11 protein-coding genes, 1 tRNA gene and 1 pseudogene are annotated in these 17,475 nt (G+C 42.4%); 6 read left to right on the top strand and 7 right to left on the bottom strand.

The genetic code is table 11. The annotated features are described in order from the left end of the window. Positions 1-177: 177 nt before the first annotated feature. On the bottom strand, positions 178-531 hold the full coding sequence (locus tag H524_RS0102995) for a MaoP family protein (protein WP_027939163.1): 354 nt from the start codon (positions 529-531) through the stop codon (positions 178-180). A gap of 1,107 nt (positions 532-1,638) precedes the next feature. Here H524_RS0102995 and glnS point away from each other — a divergent pair. From glnS to purC, 4 genes are all read left to right on the top strand, one after another. After that, complete coding sequence (gene glnS / locus H524_RS0102990) at positions 1,639-3,309, top strand: glutamine--tRNA ligase (RefSeq protein ID WP_027939162.1); 1,671 nt, start codon at positions 1,639-1,641, stop codon at positions 3,307-3,309. Between the two features lie 16 nt (positions 3,310-3,325). Further along, positions 3,326-3,787 (top strand): hypothetical protein, encoded by a 462-nt coding sequence (locus H524_RS0102985; RefSeq protein ID WP_027939161.1) that lies wholly within the window; start codon positions 3,326-3,328, stop codon positions 3,785-3,787. Positions 3,788-4,438: 651 nt separating this feature from the next. Then, positions 4,439-5,617 (top strand): NlpB/DapX family lipoprotein, encoded by a 1,179-nt coding sequence (bamC, locus tag H524_RS0102975; RefSeq protein WP_027939159.1) that lies wholly within the window; start codon positions 4,439-4,441, stop codon positions 5,615-5,617. 296 nt (positions 5,618-5,913) lie between these two features. After that, complete coding sequence (purC, locus tag H524_RS0102970) at positions 5,914-6,624, top strand: phosphoribosylaminoimidazolesuccinocarboxamide synthase (RefSeq protein WP_027939158.1); 711 nt, start codon at positions 5,914-5,916, stop codon at positions 6,622-6,624. Positions 6,625-6,859: 235 nt separating this feature from the next. Here the strand turns inward: purC and H524_RS0102965 are convergent, their stop codons facing one another. From H524_RS0102965 to H524_RS0102950, 4 genes are all read right to left on the bottom strand, one after another. Continuing rightward, positions 6,860-8,170, bottom strand: a complete 1,311-nt coding sequence (locus H524_RS0102965) for a methyltransferase domain-containing protein (protein ID WP_027939157.1) — start codon at positions 8,168-8,170, stop codon at positions 6,860-6,862. A gap of 210 nt (positions 8,171-8,380) precedes the next feature. Beyond that, a complete protein-coding gene (locus tag H524_RS0102960) occupies positions 8,381-9,685 on the bottom strand; it encodes a methyltransferase domain-containing protein (RefSeq protein ID WP_084281626.1) in 1,305 nt (434 codons plus the stop codon). Positions 9,686-9,822: 137 nt separating this feature from the next. After that, entirely contained in the window at positions 9,823-11,094 is a 1,272-nt protein-coding gene (locus tag H524_RS0102955) for an ATP-grasp domain-containing protein (protein WP_027939155.1), read from the bottom strand. 557 nt (positions 11,095-11,651) lie between these two features. Further along, complete coding sequence (locus H524_RS0102950) at positions 11,652-12,932, bottom strand: ATP-grasp domain-containing protein (protein ID WP_156907522.1); 1,281 nt, start codon at positions 12,930-12,932, stop codon at positions 11,652-11,654. Positions 12,933-13,692: 760 nt separating this feature from the next. Between H524_RS0102950 and H524_RS17975 the strand changes: the two are divergent. Further along, positions 13,693-13,848 (top strand): annotated as a pseudogene (locus H524_RS17975) (DapH/DapD/GlmU-related protein); the annotation flags it as partial. Between the two features lie 503 nt (positions 13,849-14,351). Next, entirely contained in the window at positions 14,352-15,794 is a 1,443-nt protein-coding gene (gene pyk, locus H524_RS0102935) for a pyruvate kinase (RefSeq protein WP_027939151.1), read from the top strand. Positions 15,795-16,177: 383 nt separating this feature from the next. On the opposite strand, the gene H524_RS0102930 is transcribed toward pyk, so the two are convergent. Together H524_RS0102930 and H524_RS0102925 are read right to left on the bottom strand one after the other, a co-directional pair. Beyond that, positions 16,178-16,255 (bottom strand) — tRNA-Val (locus H524_RS0102930). 279 nt (positions 16,256-16,534) lie between these two features. Next, positions 16,535-17,167 (bottom strand): RpiB/LacA/LacB family sugar-phosphate isomerase, encoded by a 633-nt coding sequence (locus H524_RS0102925; RefSeq protein WP_027939150.1) that lies wholly within the window; start codon positions 17,165-17,167, stop codon positions 16,535-16,537. Positions 17,168-17,475 lie beyond the last annotated feature (308 nt).

Here is a 17,475-nt window from a genome sequence, read left to right as displayed (position 1 = left end):
TGGAGAAGAAGAGTAGGCTGTGAAGCAATGAAAAAGGCAGGGGGATTTTGTAGAGAGGTTTGATGATAGGTGGGGCTGTTAACCCCGCCTAATCGAAGAGCCGCTGAGGCGGTAGGGCCTAAGAAGAATAATTAGGCCAGAAGAGCATCATGCAAGGGCATGATGCTAAAGCTAATCTTAGTCGATTGAGCTGTCGTCGCCGCCTGAGCCGCCGCCAAAATCGTTTGCGCCCATCTCATCATCAGCGCCAACAGAGCACAGACGGTGCAGACGACGAGGCTGGATAACCTGCAGGTACTTCTTGAAGATCTTGGCATTAGGATCAGTGATAACTTCCTCAGAGTGCAGTTGATCTACGAAAGTCTGCTCAGTCTCATCGGCAGGCTTACGGATGCCCTGATGTAGCTCCATCATGGCGACACCGCACTGCTCTAAGATAGCGCTTTCACGGATGGAGAACTCACCTGAACGGCGGATGCCACGGGCAAAGTGTTGGAAATCGTTAAACTGCTTATCAGATTCAAAGCTCATAATCGAGTCCTTAAAAGTAACCGTATTTTGTGTTCTACAGCTGGCATTGGCAACAGGTGAACTACCGCAGAGCTTAAGCTCACGTAACAAGGATCACCAATTTGAAACACTCTATCTGCATCGACAAAGCTCTAGAGCTTGGACTGTGTCCCGGCCGCAGCGTAGTCGGCTGTGAAAATAGCGCTCTATTCTAATACAAAGCGTAAAAATTTGAAAGAAATCTGACATTTGAGCGCTTTTAGTTGAGCTCAAGAAGCATCAAAGAGCCTAAGTGCAAGCAAAACTAGTCACAATAGAAGCATCTTTCAATGGTTCTTGAATCCTTGTATGTGTCTATGATGCACGATTTTTCTTATGTAATCTGCGCTCATATCCTGATTTTCGTCAAAGATCACCTTTTAGAGCCAATAAAGATTGATAAAAGCACATGCAGCGCCGTGTGTGTAACCCCTTTTGAATTAAGATCAGCGCAACTGTATTCTGTGCTGTATTGATGGCATTGGTCGTATGTGGCGCTTGATGGTTTTTTACAAACTTAAAGTGCGATGATGGTGACCTTTTGTTAGATAGAGTTTGAGGGTTTTTGCGGCCTTTGCTACAATCGCTTGAGCAAGATAGGTAACTTAATTTTTCTAAGATACCTTAGGTTAGTTTTTGGCCTTTAAATTGGCTTTTAAACGCTTGTACATGGTCTTTTAGTAAGCCTCTAGCATTATGTTAGAAGCTTATGCTGATGGTTATAGACTTACGTAGATGAGTGTTAAATCAGGCTTGATGAGAGTCTATAAGAGACGAAATTTGGTCTTTTGAACTTAATAATTTGCACTTGCACTATTAAAGTCTGTAATATATCAGGATCATTAGCTTTTCTACAGCAGCTAACCTTAGCAATCAGTTGCGCTTAGATTGCTCTGCATGCACTTTCAGATGTGGTGAAATACACCAAGTCTCCAAAGAAACTGCGTCTTTGAGCATGTATGGCCATTCTTTGCGAAGAGTGGTGGTACTGCTAAGCTGTTCTTCGACAGCTTTCGTGCTCAAGATTATTTAAAGAGACTCTGAGTTTAACTGATTGCATGGTCGCTGCTGTTTATACTGGAGATGGCGATGGATTCTGTAGAGAAAATTCCACGCAACTTTATCACTGAAATCATTGATGCTGACCTTAAAGAAGGTCGTCATGATCATGTAGCTACCCGTTTTCCTCCAGAGCCAAACGGTTATCTGCACATCGGTCACTGCAAGAGCATTTGCTTAAACTTCGGTTTAGCACGTGATTACAACGGCACCTGTAACTTACGTTTTGATGACACCAATCCTGTTAAAGAGGATATGGAGTACATCAACTCAATTAAAGAAGACGTACAGTGGTTAGGCTTTAAGTGGAATGGTGAAGTACGCCATTCTTCTGACTACTTTGATCGTCTGTATGGCTATGCTGTTGAGCTCATTCACAAGGGCCTTGCTTATGTTGATGAACTCTCACCAGATGAGATTAGACAGTACCGTGGCACTTTAAAAGAGCCTGGTAAGCACAGCCCATATCGTGATCGCAGCCCTGAAGAAAACCTCAAGCTCTTTGAAAAGATGCGTGATGGTGGTTTTGAAGAGGGTAAGGCCTGCTTACGTGCCAAGATCGACATGGCATCACCATTTATGTGTATGCGTGATCCAGTGATCTATCGTATTCGTTATGCCGCTCATGCTATGACCGGTGACAAGTGGTGCATTTACCCAATGTACGACTTCACTCACTGTATCTCAGACGCCATCGAGGGCATCACTCACTCTATTTGTACTTTAGAGTTCCAAGACAACCGTCGTCTGTATGACTGGGTTTTAGAGAACATCACTATTGACTGCATGCCTCATCAGTATGAGATGAGCCGTTTAAACTTAGAGTACTCCATTACCTCTAAGCGTAAGCTCAACCTCTTAGTTACTGAGGGCTTTGTTGATGGTTGGGATGATCCACGTTTAACCACTATTTCTGGTTTACGTCGTCGTGGCTTTACCCCTGCATCATTAAGAGAGTTCTGCCGTCGTATTGGTGTTACTAAGCAAGACAATATCGTTGAGATGTCTGCTTTAGAGTCATGCATTCGTGAAGACTTAAATGCCAATGCACCTCGTGCTATGGCTGTATTACACCCAATTAAGCTCATCATTGATAACTATGGTGAAGAGGGTGTAACTGCTACATCATTTACTGTTCCAAACCACCCAGACAAGCCAGAGCTTGGTTCTCGTGAAGTAAGCTTCTCTCGTGAGTTATTCATCGATGAGGCTGATTTCCGTGAAGAGGCCAACAAGCAGTACAAGCGCTTAAAGCTTGGTGGTACTGTACGTCTGCGTCATGGCTACATCATCAAGGCCACCTCCTGTGAAAAGGACGTTAATGGCAATGTAGTTTGTGTACACGCACAAGCAATTCCAAACTCAGTGGGTTGTGATGTTGAAGGCGTTAAGGCAAAGGGTGTTATTCACTTTGTTGATGCCAACAATTACTATGACGGCAAGGTAATGATGTACCAGCGTCTGTTCACTGTACCTAACCCAGGTGCAGAGGATGACATCACCTCAGTTGTAGATTCACACTCTGTTGAAGTAATTGAGCATGCTGCTTTAGAAGCTTCTTTAAAGAGTGCTAAAGTTGGAGATAGCTTCCAGTTTGAGCGTGAGGGCTATTTCTGCGTTGATTCTAAGCATTCTGCCGAGAATCAGCCTGTATTCAATTTAACCGTTGCCTTACGTGAGACCAAGAAGGTTCAGGCATAGTTAGTAGGAGATAATCATGTCAGATAATACTGATGCATTTGAGAAGAATACCGATCCTCTCGCTCCACCTCCTGGTTCAGATTACGAAGTTCCATTTATCTTCCACTCTGACTCACCATTAGAGCGCGCTTTTGATAAGGCTGAGCACTGGGTCAAGATGGGCGTTCGTCCAAACCACATTTTCTTAGACGATCGCAACATTTCAGTAATCAACTTCCACAAGATCATGCGTGATCCACTCTTAGCTCAGGCTGGTGTTGAGCGCTTTGTAGACTTCCGTTGCTCTCTGACCTTATCTGAGACTGACGTAGATGCAGTATTCTCATCAGTTTGTTACTACGAGCCAGATTGCGAGCCGGTCTTCATCAATCAGTACGATCCAGAGTTAAGCTCCATTAAGGAAGTACTGAACATGGTAGCTGAGAACCTCTTCAACTACTTAAAGAAGCCACTGCTCCGTCCAGGTTTAGGTGACTAATAAGATCTACTAAAGCTAGCAGCATTACTATTGCTGCCAAAGCTTAAGTACATTAAAAGGGCTGCTAAATACCTTTCAAGGCGTTTAGCAGCCCTTTTGCATTGGTACATGCCAATAAGATTTAAAAGCGATAATGTGAACACTTGCTTTTGCAAAGTGGGTGCATTTGTAAAGATGCACTTTGCCCAAAAGGCCATTTACACTCGCGCTATTTACGCAAAGAGCCAATTACTTAAAGGGCCATTGTTAAAGTGCCAGTTAGTCCAAGACGCACAAGAGTCTAATAATGAAAGAATGGAGCTGGACACTCCCCTTAGATGGGCCTTTTGATGCTATGCAGTGGGATATTTTGTGGGCTAGGCTTGGATAGTTTTGTTTGAGAGGTGTAAATGTAGGTAGCTAAAGCTCTTTCGTTAGATAAATTTTTGGTCGTTGATAGCGCATTAGTTAAGAATGCATTAAAATACGTGATTGCTATAGCTTACACTTCATCCTATTTACTAAGACAGGGCTCATTTAGTGAGCTAAAGTATTAGGATGTTTTAGCTAGAAACTATACTTCTAGTAGACAATGTCTAGCTATCTCGGCACTAGCTGAGAATAAGTTAAATCCATCCCCGTTGACCTAGTTTAGGTTTTGGAGAATTAAGATTGTTCGGTACCAAGATTAAGACCATCGCCATGGCATTTACTGTTGGCGGCACTGCCACTTTACTGTCTGCTTGCGGAGCCATTGACGAAACTTGGGAGTATGTCTCAACCGATAACTCGCTGAGAACTCCTACAGGTTACTATGAGCATGCCCATGCTGTAGAGGCTGAGGATCCTATGAAGGTTCCTGCTGCCTTATCTACTCCATATACCGACAAGTCATTAGATATTGCCAATGTTGCTGCAACTCCAGAGAGCCGCTATATGGTTGGCGAGGTCATGGATGTTCGTCCACCTGTAGTATCCCGCGTAAATGAGTTAGGTGTTGATATCCGTAATCAGGATAATGCCGCCTTAGTTTGGTTCTTACCTTATGGCAACATGAATGTAAGAACAACTAACGACGCATGGCAGTACTTAGGTGCAGCTTTAGATTACTTAAAGATTCCAGTAGCTGAAGTACGTGCAGATCAGATGTTGCTTGCTACTGCTAGCAAGACCTACAACGATTATGGTCAGGTATACAACGAGAGCATTGATGATGACAATGCTAAGTTTAACCAGATCTACACCGTACGCGTGGTTTCATCAAACCAAGGTACAGTTGGTCTGTTAATTACCTTAGTTAACTCTGTTTCTGATGCTAAAGGCAGCAGCGCCATTTTAAATTCACGTCAGAAGCGCAGCTTTACCACTGGTTTTGCTAACGAGCTTATCAGTGCCTTAGCTCTGCAGCAGCGTACTTTCCAGGCTATTCCTGACTATATTGAGCCTGTTTTAGGCCGTGATAACAACAATCAGGACGCTATCATTGTTAATGCCCCATACGAGGCAGTTTGGAATGTAATGCGTGGCGTACTCTCACAGTATGGCATGGAGATTAATGAGTACTCAGTATCTCGTTCTTCCATCACATTCACTTTAGAAGAGGAAGATGCTGATTTCTATACCTCACAAGGTATTCGTCCATTTGGCCTTGAGTCCAACAAATACATCGTACGAATTGCAGTTGCAGGCAACCACTCTGTGCTGACCTTCTACGATGAGGATGATAAGCCTTTAAGCGGTGTTCAGGTTGCAACCTTATACAATGGCTTCTCTGCAGCCATAGTCAAAGAGTTTGCTGCATACAAGAGCGAAGGTGCTAATTATCTTGCCAAATTCGCTGACGAGGATTAAAATCAACAAGCCTGATAGATATCTGATCGGGCACGTTGTTTGAGCCTTGATGAGCTAACAAAACTTCTTGTTATTTCTCATGGCAATAGGTGGGAAACTACCTTGGTTATCAGTACATGGTGAAATTGATAACCCTACCCGCAGCATGTGGGAAAGTAAGGCCTCTGCAAATTTTGCAAATCTTTAATATGATAAGCGGCTTTTTGCAGTAGGAACAGAGAGGGAGCATTAGCTTCCTAAAGCCGCTAGACCATAGGTTTAGTGGATAACATACTACTTTTTTGGGATTACTCAAAATGGAAAAGAAACAGGAACTCTATCGCGGCAAGGCAAAGTCTGTATACGAGACTGAAGATCCAAATCACTACATCATGCTGTTCCGCGATGATACCTCCGCTTTTGATGGCAAGATTATTAAGCAGTTAGACCGCAAGGGCCGTACTAACAACCGCTTTAATTTCTTCATCATGAAGAAGCTTGAAGAGGCAGGTATTCCTGTACACGTTGAGGAGTTACTCTCCGACACCGAGTGCTTAGTTAAGAAGCTGCAGATGCTCCCAGTTGAGTGCGTTGTTCGTAACGTAGCTGCTGGTTCTGTTTGCAAGCGCCTTGGCATCGAAGAGGGTCGTGACCTCAACCCACCTACCTTCGAGTTCTTCTACAAGAACGACGAGCTGCACGATCCAATGGTAAATGAGTCTCACATCATTTCCTTTGGCTGGGGTACCCAGGAGCAGATCGATGAGATGAAGCGTTTATCCTTCAAGATCAACGAGACCTTAAAGGATCTCTTTGACAAGGCTGGCTTAATCTTAGTTGATTACAAGTTAGAGTTCGGTCTGTACGAAGGCAAGATCATCTTAGGTGATGAGTTCTCTCCAGACGGCTGCCGTTTATGGGATAAGGAAACCCGTAAGAAGCTTGACAAGGATCGTTTCCGTCAGGGCTTAGGTGACGTTATCGAAGGTTACGAGGAAGTTGCACGTCGTATCGGCTGCCCACTCTAATCTATAAAGCTGCTAGCAGTGCTTCAAAGCACTGTGCATCATGAGCTAGTGCTCATAGCAATTTATGCAGTGCACTAAAAACCCACTAAAGAGAGTAATCACTTTAGTGGGTTTTTTGTTTGTTAACTGTCAGGTCATGAACAAGACAATTAATAGTAGCTGTGCTACTTTGCTTAACAGTAGCTGCGCTACTTTGTTTAACAGTAGCAGCGCTACTTTTGCTGATGTGCAGCCTTTAGTCGTTATCGTAGATAAATAACAGTTCGTCACATTGACAGTTAATGCTTTTAAGCAGTTGCTCAATCTCTTGTTTAAAGGGCTTACTACGCACGGCAAGAATAATAAGCGGGATATTTTTGTCTTTTAGATAGCTTCCAGCATAGTGGACTATATTTGTCTGATCATCTGGTCGTAAGTATAGGTAGCCATCTTCATTCTTATCTGAATTGACTATAGTCAAATTTAGTTCAGATAGTGGAATTTGCAAGTTGCCCATCAGCTCTGAGCAGGTATAGCCAGTGCCGTATAAAATAATTTCATGGCCAAGATTATGGTGCTTAGTTACCGCATCATTTAATCTCTTTAAGGCCTCTGCATCAGTTTGTCTAGTACGTTGAACAATCTCACGCTGTTTTAATTGCTCTTTTTCAAAATCTTCTTTTGAGCATGGAGCAGCAGCGCAAAAGTCTTTTGCAGCTTGACCATCAGATACTAAGTCTACTTCTTTACGCATTACATAAAATACGGTGGAGTATCTGTGTGGTTTTATTGTCTTTACAATAGTAAAACCTGCAGCGCGAGCCATGGTACGATATGCATTAAGACCTAAGTGTAGCTTTTGTTGCGGATGCATTACGTCAATATCGCCTGATGAGCAAATAGCAAAGCCATTGGTTTTAAGGCAAATATTAATCCATTTAAGCATCTGCAAAGGATCGCCGAGCATCTGAAAGACATCACGTGCGGCTATAACATCATAAAGATGCTCCTTACGCTCAGAGTATTCAAGCTCATGGTATGACCACACTGGATCTGCCTCAGGGAAAAATCCTTTATAGAGCTTTACCTTGCCTTGTTCAACTAAGCTCTTGTCGATTTGAGGAGATGGCTCAATCAAGCTTAAATCTGTATAGCCATGCTTAGATAAAATAGCTGGAGTATAGCCGTCATAACCACCAATCTCGGCAAAACGCTGGTTTTTATGCGGGAGGTACTGCATGATTATATCTAGATAATCATTATAGTTAGATACGCCTACACCTTGGCTTGGCTTTAAAAAGGCATAAGAGTGCTTGCTTAGAGTAATTCTAGTTTCATCACTAAGCCCCTCAAGATTAAAAGAGGCACCGCAATCTTCACATAAGGCAGATACGAAAGAGACATTGCCTTGTAAATGCATTAAATTAGCAGGCAATGCTGCTGGTTGCAGGATCTCACGATGTAGGGATCCTTTTGTATAGTTATGTGAACCGCACAGAGGGCAGCTGTTGAGATGCTCGTATTGAATAATCGATGGACTTTCAGCAGATGAAAAAGCAGAGCGCATTGTTATATGGCCAACTATCAGCCACTAAGCATATAGGCATTCAGCACTGAATACTCTTGTGTGGCTGTATAAATATTGATGTATTGTGGCTACAGCCGAAGTGGTCTGTAAGCCTTGATAAATCACAAAGCTATTGTGACGCTTGCGTAGCGACTAAGCGCATGAGGCATTACTTATACATATTGCTATGTTAAGTGCCTAATATTTCCTTTAGGCATCATGGTCTGGCAGATAAATGATTTGGTCACAGCTGCAGTTAATCTCTTTTAAGAAGCTTTCAATCTCGGCTTTGAACAGTGGTGACATAATGCCTAAGATAAGCAGAGGTATATGGCGGTTAGATAGTTCACGTTTTGCATAATGGACTGCAATAGTCTCTCTGCTTGGCAACATGAATAGGAATCCGTCCTGCTCTTGTGATGAGTTTACTAAGGTAAGCTTAGTTTTGCTCATATCTAAATTGAGCGTATCTAGAATACAAAACGAGTAGAAGCCTGTACCGTAAATAACAATCTCTTGACCTTGTTCAACATATGGTTTGACCACCGACTTAAGGTATGCTGCAGCCTTCTGTCCAAATTGGCCGTTGGTCTTGATAAGCTCGCGCTGTAGTTGTTGTTCTTTTTGAAAATCATCAGCAGAGCGTTGAGGAATCTTGGCAAACTCTTTAGCCTTGTCTGCATCCTCAATGAGATCAACATCCTTGCGCAATACATAAACTACATAGCCATTTTCAGGGCGCTTATAAGTATCTATAAGGGTAAAGCCGCATTGCTGTGCAATATAGGTGTAAGCGTTAATGCCTAAGTGCACGCATTGCAACGAGTGCATGGTATGCAGTGGTACAGAAGTTAGAACGGCAATACCGCCAAGCTCCATAATGTCATTCATGCCCTTGATGAAGCCTAAAGGATCATCAATCATTTGCAGCACGTCTTTAGCAGCAACTACTTTGTAGCGACGCAGAGCATTGTGCTCTATACATGATCCTTGCACCTCTTTATTAGCATGACGTGACTTATAGACAGGATCATCAGATGGGAAAAAGCCATTAATAGAGACAATCTTTTGTAAAGCTGTATCGTCATCATCTGTTTGTACAGAAGGATCAATTAAGGTTAGATCGTGGTAACCATCTTTACTCAGCTCTCTTAAGAGATAGCCATCATAGCCACCAATTTCAATTACAGCATCATCTTTAGATTTAAGGTGTTTACGAACCTCATTGATGAAAGTTACGTAATTTGCAGCGCCGACACCAGTACTAGGTTTCAAGAACTGATAGTTCTTATAGATAATGCCACGAGAATGATTGCTAAGGCCTTCAAGATTAAATGACAGACCGCAGTTCTCACATAAGGCAGGGGTAAACTTTACGATATCTTGTTGCGCAATGTCTTGAGCTTTCATTGGCAACATTTGTAGCATTTCTTTGTGTTCAGAGCCTATGGTGTAATGCTTTGATCCGCATACAGGGCAACAGTCGAACTGTTCGTAGCTAATAATGTTAGACATATGTAAGCTCACAATAATCTTTAGTAAATAATTAACAATATAAGTTAGTTTTCAGCTCATGTATATGAGGCTAGCCCAAGGGCTATTGCAATGCCTAAGGCTAGTCATCAGTACATAGCTATGCATTGATGCATGGTCTATTGCAAAGCTGCAAGATACTTATCAGCAAGCTGATATGCATGGTCTATTGAGTCATGCTCAATGACTATGTGGCCACGGTAAACATCCGCACCGTTTTTCATTGGACCGATTTCATCGCCTATATGCAAGTCGTTAATAAGCTCAATAATATGAGCTTTCTCGTCTTTGTTAAAGCATGAGGCAATGCCATAATCATCTGTGTTTTTCTTACCTGTCAGAACGTCTGTTACCCCCTTATAACTAGACTCTTTGTCAAAGTCAAAAAAGGCTAGTACAGCGCATCTTTGCTTGTTGATGACAGGTTTGTGGCCATAAATAATGCATTCTTGGAAAAAACGCAGGGGATGATTGTTATTGTTAGAGAGCAGTGTAGAGATACTATTACCACCTAATCTTGGTGAAATATCAATAATGAACGACTCTTTGTCTTTAGTAACGATTACATCAGAGCTGATAAAGCAAGACTTTAGTTTAAGTTCATTACAGATGGTAGTTATAGATGGGACTATCAATGACAGCTCATCAGAAAAGTCGTCACTAAAGTATACAGACTCCTGTCTGTATGGCGGTTTTGAGATGTACTTTGAAAATATGCCCATGCAATGAGGCATGCCTTCATTATCAACCACGAAACTGCATGAGTATTCAGTGCCTTTAATTAACTCTTCGATTAGTACTAAGCCGCTGTCAAAACGAGCTGGCATTTGATACTCAAGCAGATCTTTTCTACTAGAAATGATCTCAACGCCACTAGATCCTGAGCCAAAGGTTGGCTTGATAATAAATGGATAGTTAAAGCTTTCTTCAATATGCTCTAACTCTTGAGTAAGAGAGGTGTCACTGTCTATGGCAAGCTGCATATGATGGCAGTGATTGAGGCCATGTTCTTCACAAAAGAGATGAAACTTTTGCTTATCGGTAAGAGTGTCAATGGCGTAAAAAGATGGGCCAGCATATGCAAACTTGTCATTGATGCGGCCAAGGCATACTAATGCGCGACCAATTGGCAGGGCTAGGGTATAGTCAACCTTTTCTTTGGCAATGATTGCATCGAGCGTGTCATCGTCGGAAAAGTCTTGGGCATAGATCTTTAAGGCATCATGAAATTGCGCCAAAGTCTTATCCAAAGGAGCTGGATTTTTATCTACACATACTAGCTCAAATCCAGACTCAAGCAGATATCTGATAAAAGGCTCATTCTCAAGAGAAGCTCCTAAGATGAGTACCTTCTTTTTAGCCGTGGTATGTATTTGAGTAGAGGAAATCATAATAAGCTAAATTGGCAAGTGACAGCCTAATCGTGACAATAGTTAAAGCCAAGAGTTTTACAGATGCTCAATGCATCTAACCTTGCTGTGCCATTGGATAAACACCGAAGTTTAATCTTTTAATGCAGATGAACTTAGCTACTCATTACTATTCAGTAAAAGTACTAAGTCCTTAGTCGCTAGAGTCGTTGCTAGAGTCTATGTTGCTCGCAAAAAAATGCATAGTCTTTAGCTGTTATCTAAAACTAGCTCGTTAGTGCATACGTCTTATGTTTGATATTTGTGATTCTTATAATAATAGCACAAGGCTCGCCTTAAGTCCTTTTTATGTACGGCACATCCAACAAAGATCATTACACGATTTATTGTTTTTGCAACAGCAGTCATAGCGTAACGGATGCACCATAGCTTAGATGGTGTTGCGCTTAGCAAGCTTATCTAAAACCACAGCTTAGATGGTGTTGCGCTAAGCAGGCTTATCTAAAACCACAGCTTAGATGGTTTTGCGCTAAGCAGGCTTATCTAAAAGAGCAGATGGCTATTGAGGCAATGGGGCGCTAAGTCAAAGCCTCAAGGTATTGAGAAGTCATAGCAAAGGCTGAAGCTGTGTCTTCTTTTTGAACAAAGATATGGCCTCTAGCAACGTCTCTTCCATTCGTCATGGGGCCAAGCAGATCGCCAATATGCAGGTTATTAACCAGGCTGATGATGTCAGCTTTGTCAGCTGGGCTAAAACAGCAGTCAATTGAGCCGTCTAGAGCCGATTTTTTACCTGTCTTGAGAGAGGTTACGCCCTCATAAGTAAAAGAATTCTGGAAGTCAAAAAAGCGCATTACCGAGCACTTTTGTTCCTGCACTAATACATCCTTATCACCAAGGACGCAGTCAGTAAAAAATCTAAGAGGGTGATTGCCATTGAAACTTAGAAGTCTAAGTAGGCTGTTGCCTCCAATGCGTGGAGAAATATCTACAATATATGGCTGTGCGTTATGGTCGATAATGACATCTGCATTGATAAAGCATTGTCTTAAGTCTAGGCTCTTACAAATTTTGGCCATGCTTTCATACACAGTATCAAAAGCATCAGTGTAATCATCGCTAAAGTAGCATGCCTCTTGTCTGTAAGGAGGTTTAGAGAGTCCTTTTTTAAACATGCCAATACAGTGTGGCTTGCTATAGCTATCCACAAAAACATTACAAGAGTACTCACTTCCTTGAATGATTTGCTCAACTAATAAAGGGCTATTTACAAAGCGTTCAGGCACTTTGTAAGAAAGCAGCTCTTGACGGTTGTTGATGATACAAACACCACTTGAGCCTGAGCCGAACGCTGGCTTAATAATAAAGGGGTATTGCGCTTGCGCTTCTATCAGATGAGCATCTTCAAGCAAACCATGCTCTGAGTTATCTTGTACGATTAGGTATTGAGCATGGCTAAGCTCATTAAGCTCACAAAAGCGATGAAAGGATAGTTTGTTAGTTAAAGTATCTATCGCTTTGTATGAAGGGCCAATAAAGCCAAATTTGTCATTGATACGACCAAGACAAATTAAGGCACGACCAATGGGAAGAGCTAGGGTATGAGTAATATGCTCTTTAGTAATGATCTCATCGATGAGCTCGTCATTGGAGAAGTCCACCGCATAGAGCGTAAAGGCAGAGCCATATGCATCAAATTGCCCTTTAAAGTCAGCAGGGCAGCGGTCAGCACAAACAACATTAAAGCCTTGTTCTAGCATGTATTGTATATATGGAGCATTCTCAAGTGAGGCCCCAAGAATAAGAATTCTCTTTCCTGTTGCGGCTTTATTGATTAAATGTGGTGACATAGTCTTCATAAAACAAAACAACAACTTAACTAGACAAGTGATAAATGTGGCTAAGTTCCTTACTAGTGAACGAGCTTGCTCTTTGAAAAGTCTTCAGTTTGAATAGCTGTAGCTTGAGTAGTTATATGGATCGTTGATCGATAGACGCAAGGGTGCAGCGTAATCAGTAATCATTTTATAAACTGAATGAGCTTATGTGCGCTACAACAAGTGTCTTTGAGGACAGCACTATGTAATAGCAATGTAAAGCTTACTCACATATGTTTGAAAAACAACCATAATAGCACAGCAGCGATCTAAAAGACTGTGCACTGCAATATATAACTAAGATCTGTAATATGTTGGATCTACTTGAACTAAGGAGATGTGTATGGGTTTACAAGAGGCTTTAGAAAGTTTGAGAAATGGTGAAGTTGCAAAAGCAGGTTCGCCATTACATCAGTGTATGCATAAGCTAGCTCAAGAGGCCATGAAGATCACAGCTAAGATAAATAATGGCTATCATGATGAGGCTACTGTGCGCTCGCTCTTTTCTGAGCTAATTGGTAAGAAAGTACCTGATAGCTTTACACTGTTTCCACCTTTTTATTCTGAGTGCGGCAAGAACATTTTTGTAGGCGAAAACGTCTTTATCAATTGCGGCTGTCATTTCCAAGATCATGGCGGCGTCTATATTGGCGATGGCTGTTTAATCGGCTCTAACGTGGTGATGGCCACCATTAACCATGATCTTAATCCAGATTGTCGAGCAGATAATCATCCATCTGCAATCCATATTGGCAAAAAGGTTTGGGTAGGTTCACATGTAACCATTTTGCCTGGTGTAACTATTGGTGACAATGCGATCATTGCTGCAGGTGCCGTAGTCACAAAAGATGTTGCAGCTAATACAGTCGTAGGCGGTGTTCCTGCTAAGTTTCTAAAATATGTGGACGATGCACAAAGCTAGTTGCAAAGGCCGTTTGCCAAAACAAGTACTACCAGCTTTAGACTGTGGTATACGACTATAGTTGCCTTTATACGCTTGACAGACTATACGTCATTGCCTTTCATTTTCTTTGAGTGCTTTTGCGACAGATGCTTGTTGCTATCAACAAGTTAATTCATAACCATTAGCCTTTAGACATTGCTAAGACTGTCAGGCTTGTTAGGCTTGTGCTTGCTATAGTTTAGCAACGCTCTTAAAATGGAAAAGTTATCGGGTCGCAGCGTACTAGAGCCTAAAAGTATCTAAGTAAGTCCATAAAGGGCAGACTTTTTCTATCAACGCTGAGACTCATTACTGGATGATACACACTTCCTGCTACTACAGATAAGGTAAGGTGCTACCTTACCTAGCTATAGTCGGCTTTTTCGATGCATGCTAGCAGATTTGATTTGTTTGTTGCTTAAGCAGGGCATCAACCCGATATTTAAGAGGATCTTCATATGTCAGCAGTAAAACGCAGAACTAAGATTGTAACTACCTTAGGTCCTGCAACCGATCGTCCTGGTGTTATTGAGGAGCTTATTCGCGCCGGTGCTAACGTAGTTCGTCTGAACTTCTCTCACGGCACTTTTGAGGATCACCAAAAGCGCGTTGAGATGATCCGTAAGGCCTCTGCTGACCTCGGTATGCCAGTAGCTATCATGGGTGACTTACAGGGTCCTAAGATCCGTATCGGTAAGTTTAAGAATGGACCAATCCTCTTAAAGCCAAGCGATACTTTTGTTCTTGATGCTGCTTTAGATCTTGATGAGGGTACTCAGGAGAGCGTAGGTTTAACTTATCGCGATCTTCCTAATGACGTTAAACCTGGCGATCTGTTATTACTCGATGATGGTCGTATTCAGCTGGCTGTTACCAAGGTAGAAGAGACTCGCATTGTTACTACTGTAATTGTGGCTGGTCCTTTATCTAACAACAAGGGCATCAACAAGAAGGGCGGTGGTTTATCTGCTCCAGCTCTTACTGCTAAGGACAAGCAGGACATCAAGTATGCAGCTCAGTTAGAAGTTGATTACATTGCTGTATCTTTCCCACGTTGCGGTAAGGACTTAGAAGAAGCCCGTCGTCTGTTACGTGAGGCAGGCTCTAATGCAGCTATCGTTGCTAAGGTTGAGCGTGCTGAGGCTGTAGCTTCTGAAGAGGCTATGCGTGATGTAGTAATGGCATCTGATGTAGTTATGGTTGCTCGTGGTGATCTTGGTGTTGAAATCGGCGATGCTAACCTGATGTCTGTACAAAAGCGCCTCATCAACTTTGCTCGTGGTTTAGACCGTGCTGTTATCACTGCAACTCAGATGATGGAAAGCATGATTAAGAGCCCAATGCCTACTCGTGCTGAGGTTATGGACGTATCTAACGCTGTGTTAGATGGTACCGATGCTGTAATGCTCTCAGCTGAGACTGCAGCGGGTGATTATCCAATTGAGACCGTACGTGCCATGTCTGAGGTATGTAAAGGTGCTGAGTCTCAGGTTCAGAAGTCTGGCTACCGTGCTGACAGAATGTTCTCTAACGCAGAAGAGACCATCGCTGTATCTTCCATGTTTGCAGCTAACCACTTAGAGGGCATTCATGGTCTGATTGCCTTTACCGATAGTGGTCACTTACCTCTGTTAATGTCCCGTTACCGTTCTGGTCTGCCAATTTATGCATTCTCCCGTAACGAGCCATCTGTACGCAGAATGTGTATGTACCGTGGTGTAACCCCATACTTCTTTGACAACCTTGCCTACAATGATCGTGACGAGTTACTTAAGGAAGTTGTGAAGTTCCTGATCAACAAGGGTCAGGTTAAGTCAGGTGATAAGATGGTAATTGCCTTTGGTGTATCCATGGGCTCATCAGGTCACACTGACTCCATGCGTGTTATCACCGTAGAATAAGCTAAAAAGCCACAACAAGGGCTCAAGGCGAGTACTACGCTAAACACAAAACACCCTGCAGCTATTATGGTTGTGGGGTGTTTTTGTATGTGCCAATAGAAAAAAACACCAAGTAAATTTAGCCTTAACAGAGAACATTAAACTAGCAAGAACGCTAGGCTTAAATCAATTAGGAAAGGAGGTTGGGCGATTGGCTTTGGAAACTCTTAGCTAAGAGAGAGGGATGGCCATTTTTCACAATCATTATAGAGATAATGCGCTTGCTTTAGGCAAAGAGATGAGGTGTTGTTCTATCATGGGCCGATTTGATGGCCAAAATGGGGTAGCAATTTTTTTTTTGCATGGCCCAGAAACAACAAAACCCGCTAAAGCGGGCTTGGTAATGGTGGATGCTATAGGACTCGAACCTATGACCCTCTGCTTGTAAGGCAGATGCTCTAACCAGACTGAGCTAAGCATCCTCAGTGAGTGCGCTCATTATATGCACGAGAGCGTACTATGGCAAGCTTTTGGTTAAAGATTTTTTAAATTTTGTGTCATATAGACTAGGTAGATTTGCATAAACCTTATAAACAAGGCGATCTTGATCGTGCGCACGCATGGTTTGCTAATGGCGTCAATACAATCACTAGGTGCATTGTGATGGCATTAGTGTCTTATTAGCACCCCAAGTCATTGGTACTAAGTTTTCTTTGCATGGAGTGAAGATCAGTTGCAAGAGGTGGTGCCTTGTTTTGTGGCTATAGGCTCTTTAAGAACGCGGCGATCTCATCATCAGCACAATTTGGATAGAAGAGCTCAGCAAACTTTGGATCGTCGATGGTGGTTTTGACGAAATCACGATCGAGATCTTTGAGAATATCAATGAGCGGGCGATGAGTAATGGCCTTGACCTCGGTAAGGATGCGAGCATTTCTTTGCTCAGGTTCGCGACGCTCTACAGGGTAGCCGCCACCAAATGGAGACACAAAGAGCTTTTCAAAGGTATAGCGTAAGTTAAGCTCACCACCCCAACCGAAGTTTTGTGCATAAGGTAGGGCAATAGCATTACCGCCGTTAACTTGGGTGAACAGATAGGCATCAACTGGATTAGTCACATGACCGCATTGCACGCCAGGGAATGCATTGCAAGCAAGGCAGGCACCTTCACCCGTACCACATCCAGTTACTACAAAGTCTACAACCTTGCAATTTAAAACTAAGGCACTTAAAAGACCGTTCATAACGTAGGTTAAGCAACGTTTGTCCTCGCTTGAGTACATGCCAAAATTGATAACCTCATGACCATTAGCCTTGGCAACGTTTGATAGCTCTTCGTATACCAGAGCATTCTTAGCTGCCTGAGAGTTTTCCATGATAAGACCGATCTTCATAAGTACTCCTTGATGCATACAGCACGTTGATTTGCCTGTTAGAAAAGTGTTCTGTGACTTTTGCTTCTTCATTGTAGCAAATGACAAAAGAGCAACTTCGACTCATAGCATGACCTTTAGATTCTCAACAATGTAATTGCCAAGAAAAGGTGCATGTTCATGGTGTCTAGCCTTAGCTTGCGTGCTTTACAAAATCAGTGAGGAAATAAGTTTAGTTGTTTTGACATCCTGCCTTGTGCTTAAATATATGGCGTTTTGCTTTAGATATAGTCAAAGAACGGTCTAATCTATACTTGTATAGTGATGGT

This window comes from Anaerobiospirillum succiniciproducens DSM 6400 (assembly GCF_000482845.1).
GTDB lineage: Bacteria > Pseudomonadota > Gammaproteobacteria > Enterobacterales > Succinivibrionaceae > Anaerobiospirillum > Anaerobiospirillum succiniciproducens.
Note: the sequence above shows the minus strand (reverse complement) of the source record. Positions and strands in the feature narration are given on the sequence as shown.

Excerpts from the sequence above, each read along its gene's own strand:
- H524_RS0102925 (WP_027939150.1), bottom strand. The coding sequence starts at position 17,167 with ATGAAGATCGGTCTTATCATGGAAAACTCTCAGGCAGCTAAGAATGCT.
- H524_RS0102955 (WP_027939155.1), bottom strand. The coding sequence starts at position 11,094 with ATGATTTCCTCTACTCAAATACATACCACGGCTAAAAAGAAGGTACTC.
- H524_RS0102995 (WP_027939163.1), bottom strand. The coding sequence starts at position 531 with ATGAGCTTTGAATCTGATAAGCAGTTTAACGATTTCCAACACTTTGCC.
- H524_RS0102950 (WP_156907522.1), bottom strand. The coding sequence starts at position 12,932 with ATGAAGACTATGTCACCACATTTAATCAATAAAGCCGCAACAGGAAAG.
- glnS (WP_027939162.1), top strand. The coding sequence starts at position 1,639 with ATGGATTCTGTAGAGAAAATTCCACGCAACTTTATCACTGAAATCATT.
- H524_RS0102965 (WP_027939157.1), bottom strand. The coding sequence starts at position 8,170 with ATGCGCTCTGCTTTTTCATCTGCTGAAAGTCCATCGATTATTCAATAC.
- H524_RS0102960 (WP_084281626.1), bottom strand. The coding sequence starts at position 9,685 with ATGTCTAACATTATTAGCTACGAACAGTTCGACTGTTGCCCTGTATGC.
- H524_RS0102985 (WP_027939161.1), top strand. The coding sequence starts at position 3,326 with ATGTCAGATAATACTGATGCATTTGAGAAGAATACCGATCCTCTCGCT.
- purC (WP_027939158.1), top strand. The coding sequence starts at position 5,914 with ATGGAAAAGAAACAGGAACTCTATCGCGGCAAGGCAAAGTCTGTATAC.
- pyk (WP_027939151.1), top strand. The coding sequence starts at position 14,352 with ATGTCAGCAGTAAAACGCAGAACTAAGATTGTAACTACCTTAGGTCCT.